Below are 16,033 nucleotides of genomic sequence, written 5' to 3' on the forward strand. Positions count from 1 at the left end.
GCGGGAAAAGGAGGATTTTATCTTGACTAGGGAAATTTCTTTAATCGATTTAGAGAGAAATTTTATGGAGGTTGAGCAGGCCCTGTCAAACAGGGAAGCGTTCGAGGAAGCCAATCGATGTTTATTTTGCTACGACGCTCCTTGTATTCAGGCCTGTCCGACTGGTATTGATATCCCCTCTTTTATAAAGAAAATCGCTTCAGGAAATCTGAAGGGATCCGCCAAAACCATTATGACGGCTAATCCTGTTGGAGCAAGTTGTTCACGTGTTTGCCCGACGGAGGAGCTTTGTGAAGGTGCGTGTGTACTTAATTCATCTACAAAGCCCATTATGATCGGCAACCTGCAGCGCTATGCGACCGATTGGGCGATTCATAATGAACAGATCCTGTTTCGGGCTGGTGAAAAGAATGGGAAGACAGTGGCCATTGTCGGCGGAGGACCTGCAGGATTATCAGCAGCAAGAGAGCTTGCATTGCTCGGCTACAGCGTAACGATTTTTGAAGCTGAACAATATGCCGGAGGCTTAAATACGTATGGCATCGTCTCTTTCAGGCTTCCCCAATCCATTTCTTTTTGGGAAGTAGAGCAAGTAAAAAGCCTGGATGTTGAAATCAGGACAAATACCCGGGTCGGAAAAGATGTCATGGCTTCCGAATTGATAGAGAACTATGATGCCATTGTTCTCGCTGTAGGCATGTCTTCAGTTCCAAAGCTTGGCATTGAAGGCGAAGATGCAGATGGTGTCTACGATGCGATTGATTTTGTAAAAGAAACGAAAACGGCAAAAACAATGGACCTGATTGGGAAGAAGGCCGTTGTAATAGGAGCTGGAAACACGGCAATAGATGCTGCAACATGCTCAGTCAGACTTGGTGCAGAGGATGTCAGCATTCTCTACCGCAGGACTCAGGCAGAAATGACAGCATACGATTTTGAATATGATTTCGCCAAACAGGACGGTGTTGCTTTCAAATGGCTTACTGCTCCAAAGCGGATTGTGACGAATGAGGATAACAGAGTAATAGGAATTGAATGCTTCAAAATGGAGCTTTCTGCTGGAACTAATGGACAGCGTCCGCGCCCTGTTCCCGTTCCAGGCTCTGAGTTTATCATCGAAACGGATGCAGTCATCCGAGCAATCGGACAATCAAGATATCTCCATTTAATCGAGCAATTCGGCATAGAACATTCTGAAGGAGTGGTGCGAATTTCAGAAGAATCTTATCAAACCTCAAACGAGAAGATTTTTGCCTGCGGAGATGTAATTTTCGGTAAAGGCCAGGGAGAAGCGATGGTCGTTTCAGCTGCTCAGCAAGGGAAGCTGACAGCTTATGAGATTCATAAAAAGATATCTTTTGAAGAACTGAAGCTTGCCTGAATGACACAGATCTGAAAGGATCCGCCTTTAGAAACTAAAGAAGGCGGTTCCGCATTTCAAGTTGTCCAGCTCCACGGCCCAACTCCTCGGCCAGAACGGCTCCGTCAGTAAAGGCAAAAAGCGCCTTTTCTGCCGGATCCTTATCTGTCTGTCGGAGCTAAACGGGCCCTTCCGCATTTCTATATAAGGAGGTTCATCTATGGCTGATTTAAGAATTGATTTTGCAGGGATTAAGTCACCGAATCCTTTTTGGCTCGCATCCGCCCCTCCTACGAACTCGGGCTATCAGGTTCAGAGGGCGTTTGAGGCAGGGTGGGGAGGAGCTGTATGGAAGACGCTCGGGGATCCAATTTTAAATGTATCCTCCCGCTTTGCTGCAGTCAGTTTTAATGGGCAGCGTGTAGCCGGTTTTAATAATATTGAATTAATTACAGACCGTCCTCTTGAAGTCAATTTAAAAGAAATCTATGAAACAAAAAAAAGATTCCCGAACCATGCCATTATTGTGTCGCTGATGGTTGAACCGAAGCAGGAGAAATGGCATGAAATTGTAAAGCGGGTAGAGGATGTCGGGGTAGACGGACTTGAGCTGAATTTCGGCTGTCCCCACGGCATGGCAGAGCGAGGCATGGGAGCCGCATCAGGTCAGGTGCCGGACCTGGTGGAGAGACAAACCTACTGGGCAAAAGAAGCGGCTAAAACCCCTGTAATTGTCAAACTCACGCCAAATATTACCGATATTACAGTGACAGCTGAGGCAGCCGTTGCGGGCGGAGCTGATGCCATTTCCATGATCAATACGATTAACAGCCTCGCCGGCGTTGACATTGATACGTGGAATACGATTCCGCATGTAGCAGGAAAAGGAGCACACGGTGGATACTGCGGCCCTGCAGTTAAGCCGATTGCTTTAAACATGGTTGCTGAATGTGCAAGAAATCCGCGGATCAACGTCCCTATTTCAGGCATCGGCGGAATCGCAAACTGGAAAGATACCGTTGAATTTATGCTGATGGGTGCGATGGGCGTCCAGGTTTGTACAGCCGCCATGCATCACGGATTCCGAATTGTTGATGATATGATTGAAGGCCTGTCCAATTATTTAGATGACAAAGGCTTATCCTCAGTCATGGATCTGGTCGGCAAGTCTGTTCAAAGATACTCGGACTGGGGAGAGCTCGATTTAAACTATAAAGTTGTAGCGAAAATTAATACTGATGTCTGCATTAACTGTAATAAATGCCACATTGCCTGTGAAGATACATCCCATCAGTGCATTGACATGCTTAAGGATGAGAGCGGTCAGTCATATCTGAAAGTGCGCGAGGAAGATTGTGTAGGCTGCAACCTTTGCTCAATCGTATGTCCAGCGGACGGCGCGATCGATATGGTGGAGCTTGCAAATGAACTGCCTCCGATGACATGGAATGAAAGACAGGCAGTGATTGGTTCACTTGGAACATCAAGTGCGGACTTTGTGAAGTAAAGGAAGGGCGTGGACTGATGAAAAAATTAATTAAAAATGGCATAATCGTCACCGCTGCTGATACGTATAAAGCAGATATTTTAGTGGAAGAGGAACAAATTGCAGCGATTGGCTGCAACCTGCCTGAGGAAGGTGCAGAAATCGTTGATGCAAAGGGCTGCTACGTTTTTCCCGGCGGAATAGATCCGCATACACATCTTGATATGCCTTTTGGAGGAACCGTAACAAAGGATGATTTTGAGTCCGGAACAATGGCCGCAGCATTTGGAGGCACAACAACGGTTATTGATTTTTGTTTAACTGAAAAAGGAAAACCATTAAAGGATGCCATTCAGACATGGCATGAAAAATCCAGGGATAAAGCAGTGATCGATTACAGTTTTCACTTAATGATTTCTGAAATAAATGAAGATGTACTTGGTGAGCTTCCTGCTGTGATTAATGAAGAAGGCATTTCTTCATTTAAAGTCTTTATGGCTTACAAAAACGTTTTTCAGGCTGATGACGAAACATTATTCCGGACGCTTTTAACGGCTAAAGAACTTGGCGGTCTTGTTATGGTTCATGCTGAAAATGGTGATGTCATTGATTATCTGACTAAAAAGGCACTTGCTGAAGGAAAGACAGACCCGATTTACCATGCCTTAACACGCCCTCCAGAAGTTGAAGGCGAAGCAACCGGCAGAGCTGCTCAATTAACAGGGCTTGCTGGTTCACAGCTATATGTTGTACACGTGTCTTGTGCTGATGCTGTTGAAAAAATTGCAGAAGCAAGAAGCAAGGGCTTTGATGTATGGGGGGAAACATGTCCTCAGTACTTGGTCCTTGATCAAACGTATTTGGAAAAGCCTGATTTTGAAGGGGCAAAATATGTCTGGTCACCGCCTCTCCGAGATAAGAAACATCAGGATGTGCTGTGGAATGCACTTAAAACTGGAGTGCTGCAAACTCTTGGATCTGATCAATGCTCTTTTGATTTTAAAGGACAAAAGGATTTGGGAAAAGAAGACTTCACTAAAATTCCAAATGGGGGCCCTATAATAGAAGATCGTCTGAGTATTCTTTTTTCAGAAGGTGTGAAAAAAGGCAGAATATCTTTAAATCAATTTGTGGATATGACAAGCACCAAAACAGCAAAGCTATTCGGTCTTTATCCTAAAAAAGGAACGATTGCAGTCGGCTCTGATGCGGATCTTGTCCTTTTTGATCCCGCTGCAGAACGGACGATTTCCGCTGAAACTCACCATATGGCGGTTGATTATAACGCATTTGAGGGTCTGCAAGTAACAGGAGAGCCAGTATCCGTGCTATCAAGAGGTGAATTTGTCGTACGGGATAAGCAATTTGCCGGCCGGGCAGGCAGAGGGCAATATCAAAAGAGAGCTAAATATGGAGAGCTGCTTGACACTAGCGAAAACCCAAAAATATCTATCTGAAGTATCCGTTGATATAACCAATTGGAAGGGGATATGCGAAAGTGGCTAAAAATTATTTGAAGTCTCCTGATTTGCTGCCGATTCCTCATCAAAAGAAAAACATTGGTTCGCTTGGCTTTGCTCTAATCTGGGTTGGGATGGCAGTTGTACTGGCTGCATTTGCCATTGGAGGAGCAGGTGTACAAAGTCTTCCGCTTGGATGGGTTGTTGCTGCAACCATCATCGGTTCGGTTGCCCTTGGTCTTTTGATGACATTGACCGGTGATATCGGAGTTGAGCATGGGTTATCCTTTCCTGTTTATATGAGGGCTCCTTTTGGGACAATCGGGACACATATTCCTTCCGTTGTACGCGGTTTTGTAGCTTCATGCTGGTTTGGAGTGAATACTTATTTCGGCGCTGCTGCGATGAATGCCATTCTTGCCACATTAACGGAATTTGACAACTTTTTTGTTTGCTTCTATATATTTGCCATTTTGCAGATTGTAAATACAGCTCTTGGTATGAAAGCGATTGAACGCTTTGCAGATATAGCTGCACCTGTCATTATCATCATTTCAGGATGGATGTATTTTACCCTGTCCGATCAGGCTTTGCAGGAAGGAAGAAACGTCTGGTCCTGGGTTGAAACACCAGTAACCGGAGGGGCAGCGGTCACAGCGTTCATGGTTGTCATTATGTCCAACATGGGATTTTGGGGAACGCTAGCTGCCGATATGCCATCCTTATCCCGCTTTGTGAAAGCCCCAAAATTAGAAAGAAACTGGTTTAAGCGAAACAAAAGCCAAATTGCAGGCAATCTCATTGCCTATCCGCTCGTTCAAACCTTTATGGTTGTCATCGGGGCTGTCTCCTATATTGCTGTAAAAAACTATGACCCTGTCGTTGCCCTGCAGCAATCTGCTACAGGAATGATTCTTGGTATTCTTTTGATCATGATTGTGTTTGCCCAATGGTCTACAAATACCTCTGCAAATCTTATTCCGGCTGCCGCAATCTTTTCAAATGTAGGCGGTCCTAAGGTTCCTATATGGGCAGGTGTTGCCATTGCCGGTATTATCGGGATTGTCGTTCAGCCATGGGATTTATTTGGAGTCATTATTGACATCTTATTAATTGTCGGAGGTATTTTATCCGCCATTGTCGGAATTTTAGTTGCTGACTACTATTTGCTCCGTAAACGCAGAGTAAATGTTCGCGACCTCTATGAAGATGAGGGTCAATATAAATATTTGAAGGGTGTGAATGCTGCCGGCTTCATCGCATGGATTCTTGGGGGCGGTGCAGCGCTGATTATACCTGAATACTCTTTTGTTCTAGGCTTTGCAGTGGGATGCATCAGCTATTATGTACTTGCAAAATACTGGTGGTTTAAAAAATATGTTCAGGCTGAAATAGAAGATCCTGATGATCAAAAGTATCTTGGCATTTCAGTGGGAAATGACTGGACAATCGATCTTGAAGATGAATCCGTTTCGAACGTCGCGGCTGGCCCTGTTCAAACAGAACAATTCTAAACAAGGGAGGATCCTTATGTCTGATTATCAGGAATACCTGTCTGAAAGAGATAAGATTGATTTTTATCTGGGTCAGGGCTACAAAATTATACGTGTTACTGAAAATTTAAGCGGTGCTTTTCTTACATTCAGAAATAAGAAGGATCAGAACGATTCAGCTGAAATGCATGTGAAAACGGCGGATGCCAGAAAGTATTTTTCAGCAAAGCTGCTGTCTCAAAGCTTCAAATGACACCGTTCGACAAAGATAGGGCAGAATTTGTCCTATCTTTTTTATGAGAAAAACTGACAAACGTATAGTGTTCAAACATGCCCTTCTTTATAATAGACAGTAGCGACATCAAAAAGGGGTGTGCGGATGAAATCATACATAACGATTGATGAGATTTTAAATCGAAAGCATTTTTCCCAAACTGAAGTAATCGCTGGTGTTAAAGGATTGCACCGCCAATTGAAATGGGTCCATATTGTCGAATCGATCCAAATCAGCAATTTATTAAATGGCCATGAGCTGATTCTTACAACGGGTCTGGGCTTTAAAGATAATCCCCAAAACTTTGTCTCCTTTCTAAGACAATTGATCGAGAGGCATACTGCTGGCTTATGCATCGAAATGGGCACACACATTCACAGTATTCCGGTTGAAGTTATTGAACTTGCAGATCACCACCATTTTCCTATCATTTTGTTTCATCAAGAGGTTCCCTTTGTTGAAATTACTCAAGACGTGCATTCCCTCATCATCAATAAACAATATCAACTTCTCTCAGATTTAGAAAATTATTCTCAGCAGCTGAACAAGATGCTGCTTGAAATTGAAGACTATGAGCAAATCCTAAAATTTCTCCAGGCCTATTTAGAGGTTCAGGTTATTGCTGTATTAAGCGGAAATAAAGCTGATTTCTTCCCTGAGCCAAAGGGAGAGGAAAAAGAAGCGCTGCTTTTGAAAATCAAGAACAGAGATGAAAATATTAAATTCAATATCGCAAGTCAGAATGTACAGATTCTCGGCGAGACCTACGCAGAGCTGCTGATTATCGCGAACTGCCGCGAACTGAACGAATTTGATCTGCTCATTTTAGACAGAACCGCTAACGCATTTGCCCAGCATTTACTGAGGGATTTATATGTAAAAGAAAAAAAGATGGCAGAAGAAAGCGAGTGGCTTACAAACTGGCTTGAAGGCGAATACACGGATGAAATTATTAAAGAACAGCTTTCCTTTATTGATCCCAAACTTCGTTTGAATGGTGGAGCAGTCTGTATTTGCAAGCTGTCTCCTGATTCGTCGGGCCAGGCGCCAAACGTAGACAGCACCTATCTCAAGCTTTTGTTCAGAACGGTATTTGAACAATTTGGGTTTCATTTATTTACGGTTGAAGTCCGTCATCATCTCATTTTTATCGTTGGAAACAAACGGCACAAACAGGATTGGAAAGAGAGGATGGAAGGCGCCCTCTCAAGAATCCATTCAGGAAATGGATCAGAACGGATCAGAACCTCCTCTATTTCCACTGGTGTCGGGAAGTTTGCCGACAAACTTGGAAATATTCATCTAAGCTATCAAACAGCTAAAGAAACCCTTGCCCTGCAAGACTCCCTTTCAAAAGAAGGCAAAAGCTACTTTTATCAGGACCTGCATATGTATCGAATGATGTCATTGTTAAAAAAACACGGTGATCTCGAAGAAACGATTCATGAATATTTGGCGCCTGTAATTGAATATGACCGGAAATACAACGGGGACATGATGATCACTTTAAAAACGTATTTAGCATGCAACGGATCCAAGCAAGAGACATCAAAAAAATTATTTATTGTCAGGCAAACCCTTTACCATCGAATAGAAAAGCTAGAACTGCTGCTTGGAGAAAACTTCATGAACTCAGACAGAAGACTGGCCCTCGAATTTATGCTCATGGCTCATGATTTTATCATGAATACAGAAGGGTCCATTCCGCTCCAGCATAAAATTGAATAGGAGAACAGAGTGCTCTTTGCAAGAGTGCTCTTTTTTGATTAGATTTCTGTCTGGTTTGGTGAACCGAGTTTGTTTACATTTGTACGGAATAAATTATGGAAGTCTCGGAATTACCATGAAAAGTATGGGAATTAATTGTGAAAGTCTTGGAATTAAGTCCGAAAGTCTTGGAATTAATTAAAAAGGATCGCAAGTAAAGGCAAAAAGCGTCTTTAATTGCGGATCCTTATCTGTCTGCCTGGGGCTAAGCGGGCGTTTCCGCTTTTCTATTCAAACTGTAGCGTTATTCCCCGCGTTTCTTTTACATAGTGTCTAATGATTGCCGTTGCTTTGTGAGAGATAATGAACATAATTTCAGAATATCAGGAGGGATGACATGACAGTTGCAAATGAAGCGGCCGCAATTAAGAATTTCATCAATGGAAAATGGGTGAGTGCGACGGGAAATGAAGTGCAGGATGTAATAAATCCGGCAACAGGGAAGAAGATTGCAGCCGTTCCGATATCAACCGCGGAAGATGTAGACCAGGCGGCAAAAGCAGCAGCACAAGCATTTAAGACGTGGAAGCTGATGCCGGTTCCTAAAAGAGCAAGAATTCTATTTAAATATCATCATCTATTGACGGAAAATCATGCGGAGCTTGCCAAATTAATTGTTTCTGAGAATGGCAAGGCCTATAAAGAAGCCTATGGGGAGGTTCAAAGAGGAATAGAGTGTGTTGAGTTTGCAGCTGGGGCACCAAGCTTAATGATGGGTGAATCCTTATCTGGAATTGCTGAAGAGATGGATTCGGAAATGTTCCGCTATCCGCTTGGTGCAGTCGGCGGAATCACTCCATTTAACTTTCCAATGATGGTTCCTTTATGGATGTTCCCCCTTGCGGTGGCATGCGGAAATACATTCGTTTTAAAACCATCTGAGCGGACACCGCTGCTTTCCAATAAGCTTGCTGAGATGTTCACGGAAGCAGGTGCTCCAGACGGCGTTTTGAACATTGTTCATGGGAGTCATGACGTTGTAAACGGGTTATTGGAGCATCCGGATATTAAAGCGATTTCATTTGTGGGCTCACAGCCTGTCGCTAAATATGTCTATGAAAAAGCTGCTGCAAAAGGGAAGCGGGTTCAAGCCCTCTCGGGTGCAAAAAATCATCATGTCGTTATGCCGGATGCGGATTTTGATAAAGCGGCACAGCATATCGTAAGCTCAGCTTTCGGCAGCGCAGGCCAGCGCTGTATGGCTTGCAGCGCAGTAGTTGTTGTTGGAAACGGCGATCAATTTATGCAGACTCTAAAGCAAAAAGCAGATGATTTGGTGATGGGAAATGGACTCGATGAAGAAGTGCTTCTGACTCCTGTAATCCGTGATACTCACCTGAATAAAGTCATGGGATATATTGAAAAAGGAATAGAAGAAGGGGCAGCTCTTCTGCGTGATGGACGAAGAGATATAGAGAATCAAACGGAAGGATATTTTTTAGGCGCTACGATTTTTGACAAGGTTACACCTGAGATGACCCTTGCAAAGGATGAAATTTTTGCCCCGGTGCTCAGTGTGCTTCGTGCGGGAAATTTAGATGAAGGCCTTGAATATATTCGAAAATCCCGCTATGGAAACGGCGCGACCATTTACACAAAGGATGCTCAGGCTATTCGCACATTCAGAGAAGAAGCAGATGCAGGGATGCTTGGAATTAATGTAGGAGTGCCAGCTACGATGGCTTTCTTCCCATTTTCGGGCTGGAAGGATTCTTTCTACGGTGATTTACATGTTAACGGCAAAGACGGCGTAAACTTCTATACACGCAAAAAAATGATTACATCCAGATTTGATTTTTAATAGACAAGGAGGATGAATATGCAAAAGAGTACAGATATAAGAGATGCTCTGCAAAAAGATGAAGCACATCTCTGGCATTCTATGAAGCCATTCAATCCTGATGCGACTATTATTGCAGCGGAAGCAAGGGGCGCATGGATCAGTGATGCAAATGGGAAAAAGTATTTAGACGGCATGGCCGGTTTGTGGTGCGTAAATGCAGGCTATGGAAGAACAGAGCTTGCGGAAGCTGCATATGAGCAGCTGAAAAAACTTGCTTATTTTCCGCTGACACATAGTCATCTGCCTGCTATTCAGCTTTCAGAAAAACTGAATGACATGCTTGGCGGGGACTATGTCATTTTTTTCTCCAACAGCGGATCTGAGGCAAATGAAACAGCGTTCAAGATTGCCCGCCAATATCATCAGCAAACAGGCAGCCATGAACGCTATAAAATTATTTCAAGGTACAGAGCCTATCACGGCAATACAATGGGTTCACTTGCTGCAACCGGTCAGGCGCAGCGGAAGTATAAATACGAGCCGCTTGCACCGGGATTTATTCATGTGCCGCCGCCGGATTCCTACCGTTATCCTGAAGACGACAAAGCAGCAGCGGCTGAATTGAAATCGGTTCAGGCCATCGATCAGACCATGACATGGGAGCTAAGCGAAACGGTTGCTGCGATGATCATGGAACCAATTATTACGGGCGGAGGCATTTTGATGCCGCCCGAGAACTATATGAAAGGTGTAAAGGAAGTCTGTGAAAAGCATGGTGCTTTGCTCATTGTTGACGAGGTTATCTGCGGCTTCGGCAGAACCGGTAAAGCCTTCGGATTCATGAATTACGGAGTGAAGCCGGATATCATTACGATGGCTAAAGGGATTACTAGTGCCTACTTGCCTCTCTCCGCTACAGCTGTTAAAAAAGAAATCTATGAAGCTTTTAAAGGAACTGAGGAATATGATTATTTCCGCCATGTAAACACATTTGGCGGAAATCCCGCTGCCTGTGCACTTGCCCTGAAGAACATCGAAATCTTTGAAAATGAAAAGCTGTTTGAACGATCAAGCGAAGTAGGCGGACGCATCAAAGCTGAACTCACATCACGTCTCCAGCATAATCCCTATGTTGGAAATGTAAGAGGAAAAGGTCTCCTGATCGGCATCGAGCTAGTTGAAAACAAAGATACGAAAAAACCGCTGGATGCAGGACTTGTGAATAAAGTGATTGCCTCCTGCATGGAAAAAGGGCTGATTATCGGGAAAAATGGAGCCACTGTAGCAGGGTATAACAACGTACTTGCCATATCCCCTCCTCTTAATCTTGAAGAAGAGGACGCCGTGTTTATCGTTGATACGGTTGTAGGGGAGCTGAATGGTATAACCGAAACGAATTAAACGGGAAGAACAGCGCATGATCCTATGCGCTGTTTTTTTTGTGATTCCATATTGCTTAATAATGCTTAACGATGGCACAGGCTCCGATAAATGCTTTATCAAAAGTTATGCTTTCAATTGCCGTCCGAAATTCAGGCTCATAGAAAAAACGATGGGTTCTGTCTAATCTTCCCCCCAGCAGGTGGAAATCTGCATTCTCATTGTCTGAAAGGGATTCCGCGTTATCAAGCGAATGAGTATAAATGGTTGCAGGTGTCTCAAGGTGATCACATAAAAACTTTATCGTTGTGGAGGAATCAAGAGAGCAAGTATCGCGCTTTTGATTTTTCAATGATTCATGTACTTGTAACGGACCGGAGGCCTCCTGCAAAGTTTCAGGAAATCCTCAGGGAACACAATGTGAAAATAATGATCAGCAAATAAGGAGTAATATGGATGAAAACAGAAAAAGAAAAGATGTTAGACGGAGAACTGTATCTTGCAGGAGACGAAGAACTAATACGTGAACGTGTCCGCGCCAGAAGGTTAACAAGGCTGTTCCACCAGACAATTGAAACGGATGACAATGCTCGAAAAAACATCCTTAAGGAATTGTTTGGAACAACAGGAGAAAACATTTATATCGAACCAACATTCCGCTGCGATTATGGCTCAAACATCCATGTAGGCGAAAATTTCTACGCTAACTTTGACTGCGTCATTTTGGATGTGTGCAAGGTAACAATCGGGGCCAATTGCATGCTTGCGCCAGGGGTTCACATCTATACAGCCGCTCATCCATTAAATGCTGAGGAAAGAAACAGCGGAGCAGAACTCGGAAAACCTGTTACAATCGGTGACAATGTATGGATCGGCGGAAGAGCGGTCATTAATCCGGGAGTGTCAATCGGAAACAACGCGGTCATTGCATCCGGCGCAGTTGTGACGAAGGACGTCCCTGAGAATGTTGTAGTTGGAGGGAATCCGGCAAGAGTTTTAAAACATATTGAGAATTGAAAAAAGAGGCCAGCTCGGCCTCTTTTTTTGTGGAAATCCCTTTTTCTTATTCGTAATTAACCTGCCAATGAATTCCGAATTTATCTGTTACTTGTCCATAAAGCTTGCTCCAGAATGTTTCCTGAAGATCCATGACTACTGTGCCGCCATCTTTAAGCTGATTAAAAATAGAGGTCAGCTCTTCTATGTTTTTGTTAACTAAAGCAAGGGTGATATTATTCCCTTCAACAAATGGCATTCCAGGAAAGACATCAGAAAACATCACATTGCTTCCATCAATGTTAAGCCTTGTATGCATAATCAAATCTTTCGCTTCCTCTGGCATAGGGTACTCTGGGTTAGGCGGTGTTTCGCCGAACGTCATAAATTTAGGTTCTTCTGTTTTGAAAACCTTTGCATAAAACCCCACTGCTTCCCGGCAATTACCATTGAAATTAAGGTAAACGTCTACGGACATTTGAATCACTCCTCCGATTAAGATTTTTTTCTGGCAATATTTATCATCTTATCATTTTTCTGGTATAAAACAAATCCTCCAAAAGGAAATTTAATGAGCCGTAACTTTTAACATAATGACAAAGGGTCCATAGCATTTCTTTCTTTTGTAAAACTGCTAACCAAACATTCTGACTTCAGGATTCAAACAATAATATGATACGATGGATGTGAAATCAGCTTAGAAGGATAAAAATGAAAAGAGGAGTGATCTGGATGGCAGCAAATAAACGCTTTGAGGTAACTCAGTCTCAAGGGACACTCGATGCAATAGGGGTCATCAAGGACACAGAAACAGGTGTTCAATACTTGCAGACGATCTCTGGAGGCGGAGCCGGGATTACCTTGCTTGTAGATGCTGAAGGCAAACCATTGCTTGATAAATAAGATGAAGATCCATCTTTCTGAATATAACCCTGACTGGAAAATGCAATTCCGCCTGCATGAGCAGAGACTGAAAAATGCCTTTAAAGATCCTTCTATTAAAATTGAACATATCGGAAGCACCTCTGTTGAAGGTCTTTCTGCTAAGCCGGTCATTGATATTTTAATTGGCGTGCCGTCAATGGAAAAGCTGTCTGGTGCAGTTGATGCTTTAGCTGATTCCTCCTATATTTATAAAAAGGTTTACGATGAAGCTTTGCCATTCAGACGTTTTTTTATTGGGATAAAAGAAGAATATCTTCATCTTTATCCAAATGTTATTGAAAAAGAAGAAGTAAACATTCCGCATGGCCACCGAACTGCTCACATACATACAGTGCCCATAACCCATCAGTGGTGGGAGGATCATCTCCTTTTCCGTGATCATCTTCGAACGCATCCTGAAGATCGTGAGAAGTATGAGGCTGTAAAGCAGAACCTTTCAAAGAATGATTGGAAAACAGGAAATGAATATGCAGATGCAAAGACGGAGTGTGTCTTGCAGATTTTGAATAAAGCGAAACGAAATCCCAATAGTTAGAGGAAGTGTCAGTATGAACGTTTTAGCCATCTATGGCAGCAGCCGTGACAATGGAAACTCTGAGAAATTAGCTAGTTACTTGTTAAAAGGCATCAATCATACTCCTGTACATCTCAGGGAAATGAAAATAAAGCCTATTACTGATCAGCGGCATGATTCAAATGGTTTTCAGCAAGTAGAAGATGATTTCAATGAACTGATTGAAGCTTTTCTAAAAGCAGATGCTGTTGTGTTTGTAACCCCGCTTTATTGGTACGGCATGTCAGGAGCAATGAAGGATTTCTTTGATCGCTGGTCACAGGCTTTGAGAGATGAACGGTTTTCTTTTAAAGAAAAAGCAAAAGATAAGAAAGCATATGTAATAATTGCTGGCGGAGACTCCCCTAAAATCAAGGCATTGCCGCTCATACAGCAATTTCAGTACATTTTTGACTTTGTCGGCATGAAACTTGAAGGATATGTGATAGGCGAGGCAAATGCACCCGGGGACATTGAAAAAGATACAAAAGCGATTTCCGAAGCAGCGGTCATGAATGACTGGCTTAAACATAATAATAGATAGTGTGTTTTTAAAAGCATGGATCTTTGATTCCATGTTTTTTTATTTACTAAGACCTATGACTGAGAAGGCTCATATTAAGGGAGGAGTATGAATTCATTAATTAGCATTAATTTTTTAAAAATTGCGTAAAATGACTAGAAATATATTTCGAAACCCGATATATTAAGTAATACGTTGTAAATATTTTCAAAGTTGAAGAAAACAGCAAAGGCCAAAGGAGGGATTTTCATTGGAAACATTTAAAAAACTAAGGGCCTTTTATATGCCTTACAAAAATGATTTTTTATGGTCAATAGGTTTTTTGCTTATCATGACAGCCATCACAGTTGTGTATCCGATGGTGCTGCAGTTTACAATTGATGATGTCGTATTAAAAGAAGAGTTTTATCTCGTGCCATGGATCGCGCTCGGGTTTGTCGGCATTATGACGGTGAAGGGAGTGGCGACTTATTTTCACCAGTATTTAGGGGATATGTTTGGGATAAAATCCGTATATAGAATGAGAAATGAACTTTATGAAAAGCTTCAGCGCCTCCCTTTTCGCTATTATGACAATGCAAAAACAGGAGATTTGATGTCACGGCTTACAGCAGATGTGGAAGGCTTTCGTTTTTTCCTGTCTTTTGGGATTGCAGAGTTAATCCGCTTCATTATTCTGATTTGCATCAGTCTTTGCGTCATGTTCTATTATTCGGTTCCGCTGACATTCGTCACGATTGCAGCTCTGCCGTTCTTGGCCGTGGCCGTTTACCGGTTTGACAAGCGGGTTCACCCTGCCTTCAGAAGCATTCGTAAGTCGTTTGGGAAACTGAATACAAATGTTCAGGAAAATATCAGCGGCATTCATACTGTAAAATCATTATCCAGAGAGGATTTTGAAATTTCAAAGTTTAATTCCTCAAACAACGATTACAAACAGAAGTATTTAGATACATCCAATGTATGGGCTAAATATTTTCCGCTTATGGAGTTCATCGGAAATATTTCAGTTGTTGCTTTGCTTGCTTTCGGCGGATATATGGTGATAAACGGCAGTCTTAAACCAGGTGAGCTTGTAGCTTTTTACAGCCTTGTCTGGTATATCATGTGGCCAATTATGAACTTGGGATTTGTCATCAACCTGTTCTCTCAATCCAAAGCTTCCGGAGAGCGGCTGCTTGAAATATTGGAAGCGGATGAAGAAATCAGTGATGCCAATCTTGATTTGTCCGCTGACAAATTATCGGGTCATGTCACATTTAAAAATGTTTCGCTTAAATACAATGATGAAGATGTGCCGGCATTAACAAATGTGTCATTTGATGCGCCTCCTGGAAAAACGGTTGGACTGATTGGAGCCACTGGTTCAGGAAAAACAACCGTCACCCAATTAATGACGCGTTTTTATGAACCGACATCAGGCGAGATCCTTCTTGACGGAAAGGATATTAAAGATCATTCTTTAAAATCCCTGAGAGGAAGTATTGGCGTTGTTCTTCAGGAATCCTTCCTTTTTTCAACAACAATTAAATCAAATATTGCTTATGGAAAGCCAAATGCAACAATGGATGAAATCATCGATGCAGCGAAGCGCGCTCAAGCACATGAATTTATTATGGAACTTCCTGAAGGGTATGACACCATGCTTGGCGAACGGGGCATGGGCCTATCCGGAGGACAAAAGCAGAGAATATCCATTGCACGCGCCATTTGTGTTGATCCAAGCATTCTGATTTTGGATGATTCAACTAGCGCGGTTGATATGGATACAGAGTTCCGTATTCAGAAAGATTTAAAAGCCGTGATGAAAGATCGTACGACTATTATTATTGCTCACCGGATTTCTTCTTTAAAGCACGCAGATGAAATCATCGTGCTTCAGGATGGCGAGGTAGCCGAAAGAGGAACACATGAAGAGCTGCTTCATACAGGCGGTTCTTACAAACGAATTTATGACATTCAATATAAAGACCAAAAAGCTGTTGTACAGTCAAATGCAGGGTAGGTGAAAAA

At 42.7% G+C, this 16,033-nt stretch carries 15 protein-coding genes; 13 read left to right on the forward strand and 2 right to left on the reverse strand.

Annotated features, from left to right (window positions below):
- Window positions 1-64: 64 nt before the first annotated feature.
- The 8 genes from K8L98_RS09705 to K8L98_RS09740 all read left to right on the forward strand — a co-directional run bounded on the left by K8L98_RS09705 (window position 65) and on the right by K8L98_RS09740 (window position 11,024).
- On the forward strand, window positions 65-1,381 hold the full coding sequence (locus K8L98_RS09705) for an NAD(P)-dependent oxidoreductase (protein ID WP_223443294.1): 1,317 nt from the start codon (window positions 65-67) through the stop codon (window positions 1,379-1,381).
- Window positions 1,382-1,580: 199 nt separating this feature from the next.
- Window positions 1,581-2,867, forward strand: a complete 1,287-nt coding sequence (gene preA, locus K8L98_RS09710) for an NAD-dependent dihydropyrimidine dehydrogenase subunit PreA (protein ID WP_223441790.1) — start codon at window positions 1,581-1,583, stop codon at window positions 2,865-2,867.
- Between the two features lie 17 nt (window positions 2,868-2,884).
- Window positions 2,885-4,303, forward strand: coding sequence for a dihydropyrimidinase (gene hydA, locus K8L98_RS09715; RefSeq protein ID WP_223441792.1), 1,419 nt, complete (start codon window positions 2,885-2,887; stop codon window positions 4,301-4,303).
- A 41-nt stretch (window positions 4,304-4,344) separates the two neighbouring features.
- Window positions 4,345-5,820 carry an NCS1 family transporter gene (locus tag K8L98_RS09720; protein ID WP_223441795.1) on the forward strand — a complete coding sequence of 492 codons (1,476 nt, stop codon included), beginning with the start codon at window positions 4,345-4,347 and terminating at the stop codon, window positions 5,818-5,820.
- Window positions 5,821-5,836: 16 nt separating this feature from the next.
- Complete coding sequence (locus K8L98_RS09725; RefSeq protein WP_223441797.1) at window positions 5,837-6,052, forward strand: hypothetical protein; 216 nt, start codon at window positions 5,837-5,839, stop codon at window positions 6,050-6,052.
- A 126-nt stretch (window positions 6,053-6,178) separates the two neighbouring features.
- Window positions 6,179-7,801, forward strand: coding sequence for a PucR family transcriptional regulator (locus K8L98_RS09730; protein WP_223441799.1), 1,623 nt, complete (start codon window positions 6,179-6,181; stop codon window positions 7,799-7,801).
- 376 nt (window positions 7,802-8,177) lie between these two features.
- Window positions 8,178-9,641 carry a CoA-acylating methylmalonate-semialdehyde dehydrogenase gene (locus K8L98_RS09735; RefSeq protein ID WP_223441801.1) on the forward strand — a complete coding sequence of 488 codons (1,464 nt, stop codon included), beginning with the start codon at window positions 8,178-8,180 and terminating at the stop codon, window positions 9,639-9,641.
- A gap of 18 nt (window positions 9,642-9,659) precedes the next feature.
- On the forward strand, window positions 9,660-11,024 hold the full coding sequence (locus K8L98_RS09740; RefSeq protein WP_275976752.1) for an aspartate aminotransferase family protein: 1,365 nt from the start codon (window positions 9,660-9,662) through the stop codon (window positions 11,022-11,024).
- 55 nt (window positions 11,025-11,079) lie between these two features.
- Here the strand turns inward: K8L98_RS09740 and K8L98_RS09745 are convergent, their stop codons facing one another.
- On the reverse strand, window positions 11,080-11,394 hold the full coding sequence (locus K8L98_RS09745) for a DeoR/GlpR family DNA-binding transcription regulator (protein ID WP_223441805.1): 315 nt from the start codon (window positions 11,392-11,394) through the stop codon (window positions 11,080-11,082).
- Window positions 11,395-11,459: 65 nt separating this feature from the next.
- On the opposite strand from K8L98_RS09745, the gene K8L98_RS09750 reads away from it, so the two are divergent.
- The gene (locus K8L98_RS09750) at window positions 11,460-12,020 is read left to right on the forward strand and encodes a maltose acetyltransferase domain-containing protein (RefSeq protein ID WP_223441807.1); all 561 of its coding nucleotides are present in this window, start codon (window positions 11,460-11,462) and stop codon (window positions 12,018-12,020) included.
- Between the two features lie 46 nt (window positions 12,021-12,066).
- Here the strand turns inward: K8L98_RS09750 and K8L98_RS09755 are convergent, their stop codons facing one another.
- Window positions 12,067-12,477 (reverse strand): VOC family protein, encoded by a 411-nt coding sequence (locus K8L98_RS09755; RefSeq protein WP_223441809.1) that lies wholly within the window; start codon window positions 12,475-12,477, stop codon window positions 12,067-12,069.
- A gap of 254 nt (window positions 12,478-12,731) precedes the next feature.
- Between K8L98_RS09755 and K8L98_RS09760 the strand changes: the two genes are divergently transcribed.
- From K8L98_RS09760 to K8L98_RS09775, 4 genes are all read left to right on the forward strand, one after another.
- Entirely contained in the window at window positions 12,732-12,902 is a 171-nt protein-coding gene (locus tag K8L98_RS09760) for a DUF6440 family protein (RefSeq protein WP_223441812.1), read from the forward strand.
- The gene (locus K8L98_RS09765) at window positions 12,892-13,479 is read left to right on the forward strand and encodes a GrpB family protein (RefSeq protein WP_223441814.1); all 588 of its coding nucleotides are present in this window, start codon (window positions 12,892-12,894) and stop codon (window positions 13,477-13,479) included. Before K8L98_RS09760 ends, K8L98_RS09765 begins: the two co-directional genes overlap by 11 nt.
- Window positions 13,480-13,492: 13 nt before the next feature.
- On the forward strand, window positions 13,493-14,041 hold the full coding sequence (locus K8L98_RS09770; RefSeq protein WP_223441816.1) for a flavodoxin family protein: 549 nt from the start codon (window positions 13,493-13,495) through the stop codon (window positions 14,039-14,041).
- Window positions 14,042-14,270: 229 nt separating this feature from the next.
- A complete protein-coding gene (locus K8L98_RS09775; protein WP_223441818.1) occupies window positions 14,271-16,025 on the forward strand; it encodes an ABC transporter ATP-binding protein in 1,755 nt (584 codons plus the stop codon).
- Window positions 16,026-16,033 lie beyond the last annotated feature (8 nt).

Source organism: Metabacillus dongyingensis (assembly GCF_019933155.2).
GTDB classification, from domain to species: domain Bacteria; phylum Bacillota; class Bacilli; order Bacillales; family Bacillaceae; genus Bacillus_P; species Bacillus_P dongyingensis.

Excerpts from the sequence above, each read along its gene's own strand:
- K8L98_RS09750 (WP_223441807.1), top strand. The coding sequence starts at position 11,460 with ATGAAAACAGAAAAAGAAAAGATGTTAGACGGAGAACTGTATCTTGCA.
- K8L98_RS09770 (WP_223441816.1), top strand. The coding sequence starts at position 13,493 with ATGAACGTTTTAGCCATCTATGGCAGCAGCCGTGACAATGGAAACTCT.
- hydA (WP_223441792.1), top strand. The coding sequence starts at position 2,885 with ATGAAAAAATTAATTAAAAATGGCATAATCGTCACCGCTGCTGATACG.
- K8L98_RS09730 (WP_223441799.1), top strand. The coding sequence starts at position 6,179 with ATGAAATCATACATAACGATTGATGAGATTTTAAATCGAAAGCATTTT.
- K8L98_RS09755 (WP_223441809.1), bottom strand. The coding sequence starts at position 12,477 with ATGTCCGTAGACGTTTACCTTAATTTCAATGGTAATTGCCGGGAAGCA.
- preA (WP_223441790.1), top strand. The coding sequence starts at position 1,581 with ATGGCTGATTTAAGAATTGATTTTGCAGGGATTAAGTCACCGAATCCT.
- K8L98_RS09740 (WP_275976752.1), top strand. The coding sequence starts at position 9,660 with ATGCAAAAGAGTACAGATATAAGAGATGCTCTGCAAAAAGATGAAGCA.
- K8L98_RS09705 (WP_223443294.1), top strand. The coding sequence starts at position 65 with ATGGAGGTTGAGCAGGCCCTGTCAAACAGGGAAGCGTTCGAGGAAGCC.
- K8L98_RS09735 (WP_223441801.1), top strand. The coding sequence starts at position 8,178 with ATGACAGTTGCAAATGAAGCGGCCGCAATTAAGAATTTCATCAATGGA.
- K8L98_RS09760 (WP_223441812.1), top strand. The coding sequence starts at position 12,732 with ATGGCAGCAAATAAACGCTTTGAGGTAACTCAGTCTCAAGGGACACTC.
- K8L98_RS09725 (WP_223441797.1), top strand. The coding sequence starts at position 5,837 with ATGTCTGATTATCAGGAATACCTGTCTGAAAGAGATAAGATTGATTTT.